The sequence below is a fragment of the Bradyrhizobium sp. 40 genome (genome assembly GCF_023100925.1).
In the GTDB taxonomy this organism is placed as follows: Bacteria; Pseudomonadota; Alphaproteobacteria; order Rhizobiales; family Xanthobacteraceae; genus Bradyrhizobium.
Genome location: NZ_CP064688.1, coordinates 4846315 through 4862998 on the forward strand (window position 1 = coordinate 4846315; position 16684 = coordinate 4862998).

Below are 16684 nucleotides of genomic sequence, written 5' to 3' on the forward strand. Positions count from 1 at the left end.
CAATCCGTTGCCGGGTGGCGTCAACCAGCCAGCCCCAGCACTTCGCCGCGACGCGACGCGGACGGGCCGGCCGGCACACGATTGACGACGATGCCGGTCGGCACGCCGGCAAACCGGGAGAGCGCAGCGATCGCCCTGCGCATGGCGGCCGAGTCGACTGCGTCTTCGCGCGCGACCAGCATGACAAGATCAGCGTGAGCAGCCAGCGCCGCCGCCTCCGGCTGCAACGCCAGGGAGGTGGCGTGGACGACGATCAGATCGAACTCCGAACGAATATCGTCCGCGGGCGGCGGCGCCGGCCTCTTGCTGGCGCTCAGAAGCTCATCGACGCTGCGGAAATCTGCAGTGGTCATGCCGTCGGCCTGGCCCTTGGCGAGGCCGGCCCCGGCACCGCCGAGATCTGGCTCGACCCGGATCAGGACGCTCAGCCTCCCGGTGTTCACAGCCCATCGATTCAGCGACCGCGCGACGGTGTTGCCGCCGGCGCGCTGCCCGACCGACATCACGAGGACGACCTTGCCACGAGGTCCCGGCACCTTCTCCAGCCGCTCCAACAGCGGACGCAGATGGGGACCGAGATCGAGTTCGGTCGTCGCGGACACCGGAGCTTGCCAGATGTTTCTGGGGACTTCGCCAGGCGTCAGGTCGGGAATGCGGGCCCACACCGGCGGACGTGACCAGGTCGCGGGCTGGCGCGGAGCCGACTCGGGGTCGCGGGTATCAGGAACGGATTTGTCCGATCCGCGTCCCGTGGCGGCAACGACCGCCGTCGATGTCAGCAGCGAACCGATCGCGAGAGCGGCGAGCAGCAAAGACAGCGGTGGAAGGGTCGAGCGCAGCGGCGGAATGGCGGACGACGCAATCTTCGTCTGGGAGCTCTGCAAGAGGCGCTGCTCGTTCGTCGTCTTGGAGCGCGAGAGGAACTGCTCGTAGATGTTTCTGTTGGCCTCGGCGTCGCGCTGCAGCTCCTGGAGGCGGACCAGAGCCTGACCATCGACCAGAAGCTGCGATTCCGCCGCCTTCATCTGGCCTTCCAGCGCCTTCTGCTGCTCGCGCTGGGCCTCGTATTCCGATTTTGCGGTATCGATGCCCTTCGTCCGCTCGACCTCGATCTGCCTGTTGAGATCGGTCAACTGGCTGTACGACATGACGAGGTCGGGATGACGATCGCCGAACACCGCCCGCTTCTGCGCAATCTGGTCATTGAGCGCCGACCGCTGTGCGCGCAGGGCGCTCAGCAGATCCTGCTTGACGGGGCTATCGACATTCGCCTTCACGTCGCGCTGTGCCTGCTCGTAGCGGGCCTTCGCCTCTTCGGTCCGGGCCCGCGCAGCGGCAACCTGCTGCGACAGTTCGGTGACCCGCAATTGCTGGGTGGTGGAATCCTTGCCCGCGTTGACGATCCTGTGCTCGAGCTTGAACGTGGCCACGGCGTCCTCTGACGCCTTCAACCGTTCGTTCAATGATTTGAGCCGGCCACTGAGCCAGTCGGCGGCCTCGTCGGTCGCATCGGTGCGGCTGCGGCCCTGGCTGGCGACGAACGCCTCGGCGATGGCATTGGCGTAGTAGGCCGCCCGCTCCGGCCGGTTCGAGGTGAAGCGGATGGCGATGACATAGGTCAGCCCGCGACGGGAAATGTCGAGGCGGTTGCGGAATCTCTCGAGCAGGCGCGCGGGGTCGCTATGCCCCCCGGAAATGTCCTGGTCATCCCGAATCTTAAGCTGCTCGATCAGCGGCTCGAGAAAGCCGTCGGACTTCGCCACTTCGACCAGGCTTTGCAGCGCGGCGCTATCCTGCCCGATGCCCGGCAGAACGTCCTGCTCCGAGGTCACGCGTTGCTCGCGGGGATCGACCACGACCAGCGCGGTCGCCGCAAATCGCACCGGGATCACCAAGAGAACGACGACGCCAAGGCCAAAAATCGCGAGAGCGAGCGTCAGGATGCGGCGAGCGTTGTCCCGCATGAAGGAGAGCGCGCCCGCGGCCGTGAGCGCACCGCCCAAGCGCGCGGCGGACTCGCGCGACTCGCCGCTCGACGCATTTTGAGTCTGCCACGACGCGGCAACACCGGTCGATCCGGAGCTTGTCGGGTCTGCGCGGCGACCGAACGTCATGGATTTTACTCGGATTCAACTGGCGAACACTGTTCAGTGCCTGCTCCAACGTAAATATCTATGGTTAATCCGCGGTTACCCGCGCCTGGCGCGGTCATGACCAATTGGTTAACGCGCTCGCTTCACTTCGTCCGGAACCAGCGGAATTCCCTCGCGAACCGTGCCCTTGCGGCAGGGCGCACATTAACTCCGTTTATCGCTAGTCGGTGTCCGGGCGAGGCCTCCATGGTAAGCACGGAGTTAAGAATGCGAAAAAACTCGTTTCTCTAGTGGGTCGGGATCCGTGCTCCATTACCAGCCAAACAAGGCGTTGGGCGAGACCACTGCGACAGCACTCGCGCCACCCAACGGTGGCGGACGAAAGCTGCACGTGCTTCTCGTACAGACCCAGGCGGAGAACGCGGGTGCGCAGGAGATCTCGCGCCTGCTTGGCGCCGGGCTGACCGCCCGCGGCTATCGCGTCACCAATCTGTTCTTCTTCCGCAAGTCGGATTCGTTCGATGAGCCGCCCGACACCATCTATTGCGCGTCGAGCCGGCCGGGAAATCCGCTGGCGCTGCTGCAAATGCTGTGGACACTCGGCGGCCATCTCAGGGCCACCAGGCCCGACGCCGTTCTGACCTTTCAGCACTTCGGCAATGTCATCGGCGCCGGTGTGGCGCGCCTGATCTGCCGCGTGCCTGTCATCGCCAATCAGGTTTCATCCGCGCTGTCGATGAGCTGGCCGGTCCGCACCGCCGACATCGTCATGGGCAGCCTCGGCTTCTTCGACCGCATCACGCTCAACTCGCAGGACATGCAGCGCGAGTATTCGCGCTACCCCAAAGCTTATCGCGCGCGCATGGTGCACGTCCCGCACGGCTTCGACGACAAGGCGCTCACCCTGACGAAGCAAGCTGCGCGACAGAAATTCAATCTGCCGCCGGAAAGCACCCTGCTCGGCTGCGCAGCAAGATTGCACCCGCACAAGCGGCTCGACGCGGCGATACGGCTGCTGCCGGATCAACCCTCCTGGCACCTCGCACTGGCCGGCCAGGGAGCCGACGAGGCCCGGCTGCGGCAGTTGGCGGACGAGCTGAGAGTATCGGACAGACTGCATCTGCTCGGCGAAATCACCCCGCGCCAGATGGCGGAGTTTCTCGCCGCTCTCGACGTGTTCGTATTTCCGACGCAGGCGGAGACCTTCGGCCTCGCCGCTGTGGAGGCCGCAAACGCCGGCGTTCCCTCGGTCGTCACCGATCTCCCGGTCTTGCGCGAGGTGTTGTCCGTCGAGGGAAAGCCGACAGCGCTGTTCGTCGATGCCGCCGATCATACCAAGCTGTCGGCCGCGGTCTCCAGGCTCCTGACGGACCAAAAACTGAGCGACGAACTGCGGCAAAACGCCAAAGGCCTGAAGCTGCGCTATTCAGTGGACGCCATGGTGGAGGAATACGTTCGAATTCTCGGCCAGGTCATCTGATCGGGACGCATTGAAACGGATCGGCTCGACATGACCATCGAGTTTCGCTGTGAAATTGAGCATGCGCGGCAGTGGATGGGCCGCGACACGCTGTCGGTTGACGGCCGGGATGTACCGGTCCAGATCGCATGGACGGCAACGGCGGAGCCGCGGCCGACCGGTCTCGACATGCTGTTCGAGCTCGAACGTTTGGTGTTGCACAAGGGCAAGCACAGCGGCACCGACAGGCTGAAGATCAGTCCCGAACGAATGCAGGCTCGCGCCGGCACGGCAGACGTCATCGTCGATTTCACCGGTGGCGCGCGGGATCCGAACTGCTCCGCCCGGCAGTATCTCCGCCCGCTGTTCAATGGAGTCGCAGGCGAAAACGCAGCTCTTGCCGCCATTCTCGCCGGCGATCTGCCGGTGATCGAAATCGTCGACGAGGTCGACGGTGCCGTCCTCGATCGCGGCCACCCCTCCGCCGAAATCGCGGCCGGTCTGAGCGGCGGACTGGAAACCGTCATGGCGCGAACCCTGACCATGGTGGCGGCCATCCTGTCGGGACGGCCGCGCATCGTGCCGCTGATGGCACGACCCGCCCGAATTGGTAACGGCCGCCCGCCGGCGGCGTACGTCGCGCGCGGCCTAGCGACATCGATTGCCAAGGAGATCTATCGCCTCTGCTGCTATGCCCCGCACTGGCATGTCGGATGGCGCTTCAATGATGGCGCCGGCGTCTGGCAGACCGGAAATCTGTCGGGGTCCCGCTGGAACGTCCTTGCCGATCCCGGAAACCACTTCTACGCCGATCCTTTCCCCATCACCTGGCAGGGGCGAACATTCGTCTTCTTTGAAGACCTCGATCACCGGGTTGGAAAAGGAATCATTTCGGCAATCGAGTTCGACGATGCCGGTCCCGTCGGAGAGGTTGTGCCCGTGCTGAACGAGCCTTGGCACCTCTCCTATCCGTTCTTGATCGAGGACGATGGCGCGTTGTGGATGATCCCGGAGAGCTCGACCAATGGGGATGTCGCCATCTACAAATGCGTTCGGTTTCCGGACAAATGGGAGCGGCATGCGACGCTGCTTTCGGGCGTCGAGCTGGCCGATGCCACGATCACGCGGCACAACGGCCTGAACTATCTGTTCGGGGCTTGGCGCGACGGCACCGGCGGCTATTCGGATTCGCTGGCGATCTATTACGCCGAGCACCTCATGGGCCCGTGGTTGCCGCATGCCAGCAACCCCGTGCTGATCGATCGCGCGACCACGCGGCCTGCGGGGAATTTCGTCACCATCAATGACAAATTGTGGCGCCCGGTCCAGGACTGTGCCGGCGGATACGGGGCAGCGCTTGCCCTGGCGGAAATCGTCGAACTCTCGCCGACGACGTTCAAGCAGATCATCCGCCACTCTCTTCGGCCAGGGCCAGCATGGCCCGGCAGGAAGTTGCACACCTTGAACCGCTGCGGCCGCCTCGAGGTGATCGACGGATCGCGTGTCCAACCCAAGACCCGCGCCCTCACGAGCAAATTGCCATCGGGCGTCTTGTCGCCGCGGACCAGTCCCTCTACCGCCAGCTAGCGCGGATGGCTGAACAGGTCGGTCGTGGCGTCGTCGACGGCGATATCGACCAGCGCGGGACCGCTCGATGCCAACGCTTCGGTCAAGATGGCGTCGACGTCGCCGACATCGGTCACGCGCTGCCCCGGACAACCCATTCCCCTTGCGAGCGCCACGAAGTCGAGCCCGGGCAGGTCGATCCCGGGCGGGCGATGCGCCTGCATCAGCTCGCTGAAGGCGCGCATCGCGCCATAGCCTGAATTGTTCATGATCACGAAGGTGATCGGCAACCGGCGTTGCACCGCGGTCCAGATCGCCTGGATGCAATACATCGCCGATCCGTCACCGATCAGGGCGACGATGCGGCGACCCGGCCGCGCCAGCGCTACGCCGACGGAGGCCGGCAGGCTGTAACCAAGTCCCCCGCTCGCCATCGTGTAGAAGCTGTCCGCGCCCGGCCGAGGCAGGAATTGCTGAATGGCGGGGCGATGCGACGGCGCCTCCTCGACCACGATCGCATCGCCCGGCATCAACGCCGAGAGCCGGGCGAGCGCATAGCCCGGCGGAATCGGATTTTGCGCGGCAGGAGCGGCAGGCCGCAACCGCGCGGCCGGCACTTCGCGCTCCGCAATGTCAGGCATCGCCGACAGCAGCCCAGCTAGCGCCTTCGGGAGCGTGCTGATGATGGTGTCACCGACAGAAGCGGATGCGGCTTCTGTCGGATCATCCGTGATCTGCCAGACCGGCGTTCCGTCGTCGAGCAATTCGCATTGTCCTTCGACATGGAAAGTAAACACCGGCGCGCCGACCACGACGATCAGATCGGCGTCGCGCAGGGCACGGGCGAGCCCTCCCGGTGCTGCCGGAAGGAAGCCGGCGAACCGTGGATGCAATTCCGGAAAGCTGGAACGGCTCGACATCGGACTTGCCCAAACGGCCGCGCTCGCCTGCTCGGCCACAGCGACCATCGCCTCGACGCAGCCGCTGCGATCGATTTCGGGTCCGACAACGAAGATAGGTCTCTTGGCGGCTCGGATCGCCGCGCCGAGCCGGACGATCGCCGCCGGATCCGGCGCAAACTCCGTCGCGATGTGGCGGACCGGCGGAGCGACTGCAGGCCGCGCCCAATCATCCGACGGCACGGACACGAATGTCGGACCGCGCGGATGCTGCATGGCAGTAAGGAAGGCCTGCGCAATTGCCGCTGGAACATCTTCGGCGCGCGCCGGTTCCGCGCTCCATTTCACATAGGGCTTTGGAAACTGTGCGGCGTCCTCGGCGAAGAGATAGGGTCGCATCCGCAACAGGCTGCGCGCCTGCTGCCCGGCTGTCACGACCATCGGCGTCTTGTTGCGGAACGCGGTGAAGAGATTGCCGAGGGCATGACCGAGCCCGGCCGCCGAGTGCAAATTGACGAAAGCCAGACGCCCCGTCGCCTGCGCATAGCCGTCGGCCATGCCGACGACACAGGCTTCCTGCAGACCGAGCACGTAGTCGATGTCGTCGGGCCAGTCGCCCAGGAAGGCAAGCTCGGTCGAGCCGGGATTGCCGAAAACGCGATCGACGCCAAAGGAGCGAAGCACACCGAGGGTCGCTTCCCGAACCGTGAGAACTTTCGAATTCATGAATGGACGTCCTGGTGGGCTTCGCTTGCGGCGCGGTTAGAAGGGATAGTGCTGCGGCTGCGTCTCGATGGTGATCCAGCGCAAATCGGTGAACTCGGCGATGCCGGCCTGGCCGCCGAAGCGGCCGTAGCCCGATCCCTTCACGCCGCCGAACGGCATCTGCGCCTCGTCATGCACGGTCGGGCCGTTGACGTGGCAGATGCCGCTTTCGATCCGCTGCGCCACCGTCAGTGCACGCGCGACGTCGCGGCCGAACACGGCAGCCGAAAGGCCATACTCCGTGTCGTTGGCGAGCCGCACGGCCTCGTCCACGCCACGCGCGCGGACCACCGAGACGACGGGACCAAAGCTCTCCTCGGTGTAGATGCGCATGCCGGGCACCACGCGATCGAGCACGGTGGCCGGGACGACTGTGCCAACCCGGTCGCCGCCCGCGAGCTTGACGGCCCCTTTGGCGATCGCGTCGTCGATCAGTGCAACGACATGCTTGGCCGGCGCTTCGTCGATCATCGAGCCGACCACCACCGGACCGTGGCGCGGGTCGCCGGCCGGAAGCGCAGCCGTTTTCTTCGCAAGCTTCTCGACAAAGGCGGCCGCCACCGCCTCGTCGACGATCACCCGCTCGGTCGACATGCAAACCTGGCCCTGATTGATGAAGGCGCCGAACGCGACCGCCGCGACGGCGGCATCGAGGTCGGCATCGTCGAGCACGATCAGAGGCGCCTTGCCGCCAAGCTCGAGCAGCGCCGGCTTGAGGTGGCGACCGGCGAGTTCGGCGATGACTCGACCGACCCGGGTCGAGCCGGTAAAATTGACCCGCCGCACGGCAGGATTGGCGATGAGGCGCTCGACCAGCGCGGGCGCGTCGGCCGGTGCGTTGGTCAGGACATTCACGACGCCGGGCGGAAAGCCTGCGTCCTTGAAAACCTCGCCGATCAACCGGTGTGTTCCCGGGCAGATCTCGGACGCCTTGAGCACGACCGTATTGCCGCAGGCGAGCGCCGTCGCCACGGCGCGAACGCCGAGAATGATCGGCGCGTTCCACGGCGCGATGCCGAGGCAGACGCCGGCTGGCTGGCGAACCGACATCGCGAGACATCCCGGCTTGTCCGACGGAATCACCTCGCCCGCGATCTGCGTGGTGAGCGACGCCGCTTCGCGCAGCATGCCGGTCGCGAGCTTGACGTTGAAGGCCGACCAGATCTCCGTCGTGCCGATCTCGGCCATCATGATCGAGACGAAGGCGTCGCGCTTGGCCTCAAGCGCATCTGCGGCCTTCAGCAACAGGGCTCGCCTCGCATTCGGGCCAAGTGCCGACCATCCTGGCAATGCGGCGGAAGCCGCCGCCACTGCGGCGTCGGCATCGGAAGCCGTGGCAGCGGCCGCGCGGCTTGCGACCTCCTGCGACAGCGGATTGCGCCGCTCGAACACCTCGCCGCCGGAAGCGGCCTGATCCTGCCCGTTGACGAGAAGACTGACGTCCATGAAAACCTCCCTGATGTTGATGATGGCGCTCGGCCTAGCCGAGCAGGCGCGATTTTCCGGTTTCGCGCGCGAAGCCGAGCGCGATCATCGCCGCGAGCGCGAGCACAACGTAGTATCCTGTGATCGCGTAGGTGGAGCCCGTCTGCGCAAACAGGCTGGTGGCGACCAGCGGCGCAATGCCGCCGCCGAGCACCGTCCCGAGTTGCTTTCCGATCGACACGCCGCTGAAGCGAATGCGGGTCGGAAACAGCTCCGGGAAATAGCTCCCTTCGCTGCCGAACATCAGCGGATGGATTATCCCCGCGGCGAGGATCACCGCGCACGTCACCAGCATCGTGTCACGGCTCGCGACCACACCGTAGAATGCAAACATCGAGATGGCTGCGAGCACGACGCCGGCCAGGAACAGACGCTTTCGTCCGATGCGGTCGGACCAGGCGCCGATGAGGGGCATCGCAACGAGCCCGACGAGATTGGCAAACAGCACGGCCTGCGTGATGACGTCCTTCTGGACGCCGAGCTGACGGGTCGCGAAGGAGATGGTGAAGATGGCGGTCAGATAGAAATAGGAAGTCTGCGCCATCTCGGCGAAGAACACGATGAGGATCGGCCGCCAGTGCTCCCTCAGGGCTTCGACCACAGGCGCCCCTTCAGTCACCTTCGCTTCGCGGAACGTCGCGCTCTCCTCGATGCGCAGGCGCATGTAGACGCCGAGCGCGACCAGCACCGCACTGATCAGGAACGGCACGCGCCAGCCCCATGACAGCAGGTCCGCCTCCGGCAGCCTTGAAATCGTGAGCGCCGCGAACGAGGCGAGCACGACACCGACGGGTCCTGCGGCCTGGATCACCGCGGCCGAGAAGCCGCGCCGGTGCCCGGGCGCCGTCTCGATCGCCATAAGGATCGCCGCGGTCGACTCGCCGCCGAGCGCAAACCCCTGGACGAAGCGCAACGCCACGAGCGCGACGGTCGCGGCCACGCCTGCACTGGCGTAGGTCGGCAACAATCCGATCGACATGGTCGCAAGTCCCATCATGAGCAGCGTACACAGCAAGACCGACTTTCGGCCGAGGCGGTCACCGAAATGGCCGAACACAAGCCCGCCGAGCGGACGCGCCAAAAATCCGACGGCAAACGTCGCGAACACCGCAATGGTCGCCGTGAGCTGGTCGAATTTCGGAAAGAACAGCTGATCGAACACCAGCGGCGCGATCAGGCCGTAGATGAAAAAGTCGTACCATTCGATCGCGGTGCCGATGGTGCCGGCAATCAGGATACGCCGGCGGCTGCTCGCCGTCTGCCCGGCAGTGGCGGCGGTCGCAACATGATCGTCGTAGTGCTCCAATGCTCTTGTCGTCACGGTTTCCTCCTCCGGTGTCATTTGCCGTTTTGTTGTCTTGTTGTTATTGGCCGCGCAGCCGCTGGTCGGATGCGACGGCAAGAGTCGATCAGCTGGCCAGCCGTGCGCTGTCGCTCGCATTGTGTCCGAGTGCTCGGGCGAGCACGCGCTCGATCATGCCGGCCTGTGATGCGCTGCCACGCCAGGCCACGATCTGGTCGGGGCGTATCAAAGCCAGATCCGCCTGGTAGAGATCGCGCAGCGATTTCGGCAGCGTGACGAGTTTCACATCGACCCCGATCGCCCGGATGGTCTCGGCGAATGACGCATGCGCGGACATGACCTCGCCAAACTGGAGCAGCGTCCACTCGAACCCGAACAGGTCGTACAGGGAGACGCCGTCTTCCAGCCACGCATGCGGGGCGCGGCCGCCGGGACAGGCGCTCGGAACGTAGACGTTCGCGGCATCGGGCGGCGGCTGGCTGCCGTCGGAAACGATGATCGGCGAGCCGTCGTAGCGCCCACCGAAGGTCACGCCAGGGATGTTGAATTCGGCGCGGGCGTGCTGTTCGAGATAGACGCCCGCCGTCCGCCGCGCCTCGTCGCCGGCATCCGTGGCGTCCTCGATCTCAGGCGCCGGCGCGAACAGACCCAGGGAGTCGGCAAAGCGGCGCGCATAGTCGGTGTTACGAAGCGCCACCGGACGCCGCTCGACCTCGTAGCTGTCGAGCAGCCCCGCCGGGCTCACGCCCTTGACGACGCTTGCGAGCTTCCAGCCGAGGTTGACCGCATCCTCGATCGCCGTGTTGTAGCCAAGCCCGCCGGTCGGCGTGAACAGATGCGCCGCGTCGCCGCCGAGAAACACCCTGCCCCGCTGCATTCCATTCGCGACCAGCGCGTGCCCGGCGGTCCAGGTCAGGAACGACAGCACTTCGCAGTTGATCGGCGCGCCGCAGGCGCGCTGGAACGCTGCTTTGGCTTCATCGATCGTGATCGCACTTTCGTTCTCATCGGGCCGAAGCTGCGTGTGAAACGCAAACTCGTCGCGACCGTTCACTGATGCCATAAACGCACGGCGGTCGCCGTTGAAGCAATTGTACATCCACGCCTTGGCGTGCGGGATGCTCGCGTAGAATCCGGGCGAACGGAGATAGACCGCCAGCATGCGGCCGCCCATGAAGTCGCGCTGCGCTCCGGTTTCGCCGCCGTAAACGATCCCGAGCGACTGCCGGACTTGCGAGCGCGGCCCGTCGGCCCCGACCAGGAAGTCGGCCCGGACCTGAAAGCGGTTGTTGTCATCGAGACATTCGATCTCGGCGACGACGCCGTCATCGCTCTCGACGTAGCTGATCAGACGATAACCGTAGCTGAGCCGTATTCCGGGAAGGCGTTCGGCGTGACGGCGCAGCACTGCCTCGACATATTTTTGCGAGACCCGATGCGGCAGCTCGGCCGCGCTCCAGGAGCCCGACATGCCCTTGACGAGTTCGCCCGCGCGTGACGACGACGGCAACTGAAATCGGGCCAGCTCGTAGCCGGTGTAGCGCGTGAAATACGCAACGTCGGTCGGATAATCCGCTGGCAGACCCTCGCGTCGGATCTCGTCGGCAAAACCCAGCCGCCGATAGTGCTCCATCGAGCGCGCCTGCGTCGCATTGGCTTGCGGATTGAATGCCGTGCCCGGTTTTTCATCGACCAGGATCGCGGACACGCCGCGCCGGCCGAGCTCGTTGGCGAGCATCAGGCCGCAGGGCCCCCCACCCACGATGAGCACCGAGGCCGTCAGACATGTTTCCAAGACGCTTCTCCCTACCAGCATTATCCTACATGGTAAGGTTGCCTGACGATATCGTCAAGTGGCCTGACTAATCGGGCTCGTGGAGCGTGTCGAATTGCGCGCCGTAGACTGCCAATCCCTTCAGGATCGTGTCCATCGTGGCCTTGCCGAGTTCGGCGCGCATCTCCTGCTCGGCAACGTCGACGGCGTCGCGGAACGCATCGAGCCATTTGCGTCCCGCCGGCGTGAACATGACGATGCGCGCACGCCGATCGGTCGGATCGGCGATGCGATCGACCAGGCCGAGCTCGGCGCATTGATCGACCAGCTCGCCCATCGCTTGCTTGCTCATGGAGGCGCGGCGGGCGAGTTCCGTTAGTCTGGTCCCCTCGACGTCGAGATTGCGTGTGAGGCCGACATGCGCGATCCGGGTTTCGTCATGCCCCTTATCGCTCATCAGCTCGAGCACACGACCTTCGAAGCGCCGCACCGCGTTGTTGAGCAGCCGACCGATGTTGGCATGCCGCCATGCGGTGCCGGATGTCCTGGCTTTCAATGGATGTGCCTTCTGCAAAGCCGCCTGAATTCGAAAATGTCGCTCACTTCGCCGCGTCGATCCAGATCCCCGGCTGCGAATGCTCTCGGATGTGGGTGACCAGAAAGTCGGAAAAGACCCTGATCTTGGCGGGCAGTCCGGCGCGGTTCTGGTAGGCGATGTTCATCGTCAGCAGCGGCAGCTCCCAGTCCATCAAAACCGGGACGAGACGGCCCGCCGCGATGTCGCTTTGCACGATATAGAGCGGCTGGATGAGGATGCCGAGCCCCGCCAGCGCGGCGCCGCGGATGACCTGGCCGTCATTGCTGTCGAGCGTCGGCGTGACGCGGACAGTCTGCGCGCCGTTGCCTTTGCGCAGGCGTAGCGAATAGGGATCGTTGGCGAGATTATAGACCAGCATGTTGTGGCGCGCGAGATCGACCGGCTGCTCCGGCTCGCCGCAGCTTGCGAGATAGGACGGCGCAGCAGCGAGCACCCGCCGCATCTGGCCGATGCGGCGGACGATGATGTTCGAATCCGGCTCCTGCTCGCGCGTCCTGATCGCCACGTCGATGCCGGCCTCGATGAAATCGGAGTAGCGGTTGGCGGTGGTGATCTGCATGTTGAGCTTCGGATAGCGCGCGCGGAAGGCCGGCAGCATCGGCGCCAGATAGATCACCGCAAAGGACAGCGAGCTCGTGACCCGCAGCGTGCCTTGCGGCGACAGCGCGCGATCGCTGACGATGTCCTCGGCTTCCGCCAGCTCGCTCAAAACCCGGCTCGAGCGCTCCAGCAGTACCTGGCCCGCCTCCGTCAACCACAGCCGACGGGTGTTGCGCTCGATCAGCCGGACCGCAAGGCGCTCCTCGAGCGCGCTGAGATGGCGGCTCGCGGCAGCATTCGACATGCGCAGGGCTTCGGCAGCTTTGGACATGCTGCCGAGCTCGGCCGTCTTGGCGAACACTTCCAATTGGAGCAGGCGGTCCATTTTTTCGCAAACAGGAAAAGAGACTTACGATTATTGAGCTTTATTTCCACATCCCGCAAGTCAAAATGGACAAAACACAAGCAGGATAGCAGGCGAGGAAACAGGGAAATGTCGGGCCGGATCAGGCACATCGTGATGTGGCGGCTGCGCGGGGAGACGCCCGCGGAGCGGGCCGCCGCCCGGGTCAAGGTCAAGACCCTATTCGAGGGCTTGCGCGGCCGGATCGACGGCCTCACCCATATCGAAGTCGGTCTCGACGTCAGTGATGTCGACTACGCCTGCGACGTCGTTCTGTTCTCCGAATTTACCGACCACGCTGCGCTCCAGGCCTACGCCACCCACCCGGAACATTTGCGCGTACGCGAGGCGCTGGGCGACTTGCGGATCGGGCGCTTCCAGGTCGATTATCCCATCAAAGAGACCGGCGCATGATCGGTACGTTCACCTTTGAAAACCTGCCCTGCCGCGTCGTGTTCGGCAGCGGAACATTGGCTAGCGCCAAGGCCGAGGTCGAGCGGCTCGGCGGCAAGCGCGCGCTGGTGCTGACGACGCCCCAGCAGGAGGCGCAAGGCAAGAGCTTGGGCGCGGCGCTCGGTTCGCTCTACGCCGGCATTTTTCCGGGCGCGACCATGCACACGCCGGTCGAGGTCACGGAGCGGGCGCTCGCGGCGATGAAGGCGTGCGAGGCCGACTGCGTCATTTCCCTCGGTGGCGGATCCACGACCGGCCTCGGCAAGGCGCTCGCCTTGCGCACAGGAATCAACCAGCTCTGCATTCCCACCACCTATGCCGGCTCCGAGATGACGCCGATCGTCGGCCAGACCGAGAACGGACTTAAGACCACTGTGCGCGATGCCGCCATCCTGCCGGAGACGGTGATCTACGATGTCGACCTCACGTTGACTTTGCCGGCGAGCCTGGCCGCGACATCAGGCATCAACGCGATCGCGCATGCGGTCGAGGCGCTCTACGCGCGCGACACCAATCCCGTCACGTCGCTGATGGCGGAAGACGGCATTCGCGCGTTGGCACGTGCGCTGCCCGCCATCGCCGCGAAGGGCGACGATCGCGAGGCTCGCACCGCAGCGCTCTATGGCGCCTGGCTGTGCGGCGTCTGCCTCGGCACCGTCGGCATGGCGCTGCATCACAAGCTCTGCCACACGCTCGGCGGCACCTTTGACCTGCCGCATGCCGAGACCCACACCATCGTGCTGCCGCACGCGCTGGCCTACAACGCGCCGGCCGTGCCCGACGCGATGGCGCGGATCTCCCGCGCCATCGGCGCCGCCGATGCATCGCAGGGGCTTTTCGAGCTGGCGAAGCGGCTGGGTGCGAAGGTCGCATTGCGCGACATCGGCATGCCCGAAAGCGGCATCGACAAGGCCGCGGATCTCGCGGTCACCAACGCCTATTGGAACCCGCGCCCGCTCGAACGCGACGCCATCCGCGACCTGATCGCGCGCGCCTGGGCCGGTGAGCCGCCTGTCACCGGCAAAGCGGTGGCTTGAAGCGATGCGGCGCACGCTGATCAAATCCGCCACGATCATCAGCATGGATGACACGATCGGCGACTTCGACATCGGCGACGTGCTGATCGAGGGCAGCCGCATCGTTGACGTGCGTCCATCGATCGACGTCGGCGGCAGTGCGGCCGAGACCGAGATCGTGGACGGTACCGGCCGCATCGTCATCCCCGGCCTGATCAACGCCCATATGCACACTTGGCAGACGGGCCTGCGCGGCTATGCCGCCAACTGGACGCTGCTGGAATATTTCCGCCACATGCATGCCGGGCTCGCTACGGTCTTCAGGCCCGAGGACATTTATATCGCGACCTTGGTGGGTGCGCTGAACCAGATCAACCAAGGCACCACGACGCTGGTCGACTGGTGCCACAACAATCCGACGCCCGATCATACCAACGCCGCCGTGCGCGGCCTGATCGAGAGCGGTATTCGCGCGGCCTTCTTCCACGGCTCGCCAAAGCCCGAGCCCAAATCGGGCGAGCCGCATTTCTCGGAGATCCCGCATCCACGCCGTGAGGTCGAGCGACTGCTGGCGGGGCCCCTCGCCGACCGCGACGGCCTGGTCACGCTTGGGCTCGCGATCCTCGGCCCGCATTATTCGACGCTGGACGTCGCCATGCACGATTTCGGCATGGCACGCGAGCTCAAGCTGATCGCATCCATGCATCAGGGCGGCGGTCCCGCCAAGACGCCCGGTGGCTGGGAGAAGCTGATCGAGGCGGGTCTCGTCGGCGCCGGCACCAACATCGTCCATGGCAACGACCTGCCTGACGCACTGCTGGACCGGATGGTCGATCTCGGCGTCTCCTTCTCGGTGACGCCGGAGAACGAGATGATCCAGGGCCACGGCTTTCCAATCACCGGACGGCTGCTCAAGCGCGGCGTGCGGCCGACCATCGGCATCGATCTGGAATCCGTGCTGGCCGGCGACCTCTTCTCCGCCGCGCGCGTTGCGCTCTCGATGCAGCGAGCACTGGACAACGCGGAATCGCGCAAGGCCAGCGGCACCATTCCGGCGACGACCACGATCCCCGTCCGCGAGGCGCTGCGCTGGATCACGACGGAAGGCGCCCGCATGCTCGGTCGCGAAGGCCAGATCGGCTCGCTGACGCCGGGCAAGCTCGCCGACCTCGTCATCATCAATGCCAGCGATCTCAACCTCGTACCTGTGCACGATCCCGTCTCCACCGTGGTGATGCAGACCAGCCTTGCGAATATTGAGGCCGTGATGATCGGCGGCGTGTGGAAGAAGCGGAATGGACGGCTGCTGGCCGACGGCCTGGAGGCGAAGAAGGAACTGCTCCTGCAATCAGGCCGGCGGCTGGTGCACGACATCGAACGACAGGGACATTCCGCCTGATGGCGTCAAGGACAACAACAATGACTGATACGCCAAAGAACATCGCTTTCATCGGGATCGGCAAGATGGGCCTGCCGATGTCGGTGCTCGTCGCCAAGGCTGGTTACGCCGTGACCGCGTTCGACCGGAGTGCCGAACGGCTCGACGAGGCGCGCGCGCAAGGCATTTCGACTGCCGCTTCGCCGGCCGAAGCCGTGGACGGCAAGGCCGCGATCGTCACCTCCCTGCCCGATGACGTGGCCTTGCGCGGCGCATTGCTCGGCCCCACCGGCCTCATCGCCGCGATGGCTGCTGGATCTGTTGTGATCGAGACCAGCACCGTGAGCGTCGACGCTTCCGCAGAGGTCGACGCCGCCGCCCAGGCGCGCGGTGTCCTCTACCTGCGGGCGCCGGTCTCCGGCAACGCCAGCATCGTCCACACCGGCGCGCTGAGCTGCTTCGTCTCGGGCCCGAAGGACGCCTACGAAAACGCAAAACCGCTGTTCGCCGTCTTCACCCGCGCCCAGACCTATCTCGGGTCCGGCGAGGAAGCGCGATATGCCAAGCTTGCGGTCAATTTAATGATTGCGGTGTCGGCCGCCATGATGGCGGAGAGCCTGGCGCTGGCGCGCAAGGGCGGCATCGGCTGGCAGGACATTCTGAAAGTTCTCGACGACAGCGCAGTCGCCTCACCGATGGTGAAGTACAAGACCGCGCCGCTGCGTAACCGCGATTTCGACTCGACCTTCTCCTGCAGGCAGATGGCCAAGGATCTCGACCTGATCCTCGGCGCCGGCCACGCCGTCGGCGTGCCGCTTCAGCTCGCGGCCCAAGTGCGCGAGACCTATGGCTCGCTGGTCGCGCAGGGCGACGGCGACGCCGACTTCATCGCGACCGTCAAGCATCTGGAACGTCTGTCCGGGCTTGGCGAGCCCAAACTCTGATCGCGGAG

Annotated in this window: 13 protein-coding genes; 6 read left to right on the plus strand and 7 right to left on the minus strand. The window is 65.3% G+C overall.

Annotated features, from left to right (window positions below):
- Positions 1-20: 20 nt before the first annotated feature.
- Positions 21-2114, minus strand: a complete 2094-nt coding sequence (locus IVB40_RS23565) for a GumC family protein (RefSeq protein ID WP_247816477.1) — start codon at positions 2112-2114, stop codon at positions 21-23.
- A 283-nt stretch (positions 2115-2397) separates the two neighbouring features.
- Between IVB40_RS23565 and IVB40_RS23570 the strand changes: the two genes are divergently transcribed.
- Both IVB40_RS23570 and IVB40_RS23575 read left to right on the plus strand, forming a co-directional pair.
- Positions 2398-3573, plus strand: coding sequence for a glycosyltransferase family 4 protein (locus tag IVB40_RS23570; protein ID WP_027569283.1), 1176 nt, complete (start codon positions 2398-2400; stop codon positions 3571-3573).
- 30 nt (positions 3574-3603) lie between these two features.
- Complete coding sequence (locus IVB40_RS23575) at positions 3604-5139, plus strand: hypothetical protein (protein WP_247816478.1); 1536 nt, start codon at positions 3604-3606, stop codon at positions 5137-5139.
- Here IVB40_RS23575 and mdlC read toward each other — a convergent pair.
- From mdlC to IVB40_RS23605, 6 genes are all read right to left on the minus strand, one after another.
- Complete coding sequence (gene mdlC / locus IVB40_RS23580) at positions 5136-6743, minus strand: benzoylformate decarboxylase (protein WP_247816479.1); 1608 nt, start codon at positions 6741-6743, stop codon at positions 5136-5138. The two genes, IVB40_RS23575 and mdlC, sit on opposite strands and share 4 nt — an antisense overlap.
- 36 nt (positions 6744-6779) lie before the next feature.
- Complete coding sequence (locus tag IVB40_RS23585) at positions 6780-8228, minus strand: aldehyde dehydrogenase (protein WP_247816480.1); 1449 nt, start codon at positions 8226-8228, stop codon at positions 6780-6782.
- Between the two features lie 34 nt (positions 8229-8262).
- Complete coding sequence (locus IVB40_RS23590; protein ID WP_247816481.1) at positions 8263-9588, minus strand: MFS transporter; 1326 nt, start codon at positions 9586-9588, stop codon at positions 8263-8265.
- 88 nt (positions 9589-9676) lie between these two features.
- Positions 9677-11386, minus strand: a complete 1710-nt coding sequence (locus tag IVB40_RS23595) for an FAD-dependent oxidoreductase (RefSeq protein ID WP_247816482.1) — start codon at positions 11384-11386, stop codon at positions 9677-9679.
- A 46-nt stretch (positions 11387-11432) separates the two neighbouring features.
- Complete coding sequence (locus IVB40_RS23600) at positions 11433-11900, minus strand: MarR family transcriptional regulator (protein WP_247816483.1); 468 nt, start codon at positions 11898-11900, stop codon at positions 11433-11435.
- 43 nt (positions 11901-11943) lie between these two features.
- Complete coding sequence (locus IVB40_RS23605) at positions 11944-12867, minus strand: LysR family transcriptional regulator (RefSeq protein WP_247816484.1); 924 nt, start codon at positions 12865-12867, stop codon at positions 11944-11946.
- Positions 12868-12975: 108 nt separating this feature from the next.
- Here IVB40_RS23605 and IVB40_RS23610 point away from each other — a divergent pair, with 108 nt between their 5' ends.
- From IVB40_RS23610 to IVB40_RS23625, 4 genes are read left to right on the plus strand one after another with little or no spacing between them, the layout of a single operon-like run.
- Positions 12976-13299, plus strand: a complete 324-nt coding sequence (locus tag IVB40_RS23610; RefSeq protein WP_247407882.1) for a Dabb family protein — start codon at positions 12976-12978, stop codon at positions 13297-13299.
- Positions 13296-14375, plus strand: coding sequence for a maleylacetate reductase (locus IVB40_RS23615; protein ID WP_247407880.1), 1080 nt, complete (start codon positions 13296-13298; stop codon positions 14373-14375). Before IVB40_RS23610 ends, IVB40_RS23615 begins: the two co-directional genes overlap by 4 nt.
- Positions 14376-14379: 4 nt before the next feature.
- Positions 14380-15753, plus strand: a complete 1374-nt coding sequence (locus IVB40_RS23620; protein WP_247407878.1) for an amidohydrolase family protein — start codon at positions 14380-14382, stop codon at positions 15751-15753.
- Positions 15754-15773: 20 nt separating this feature from the next.
- Positions 15774-16676 (plus strand): NAD(P)-dependent oxidoreductase, encoded by a 903-nt coding sequence (locus IVB40_RS23625; protein ID WP_247816485.1) that lies wholly within the window; start codon positions 15774-15776, stop codon positions 16674-16676.
- Positions 16677-16684: the final 8 nt, after the last annotated feature.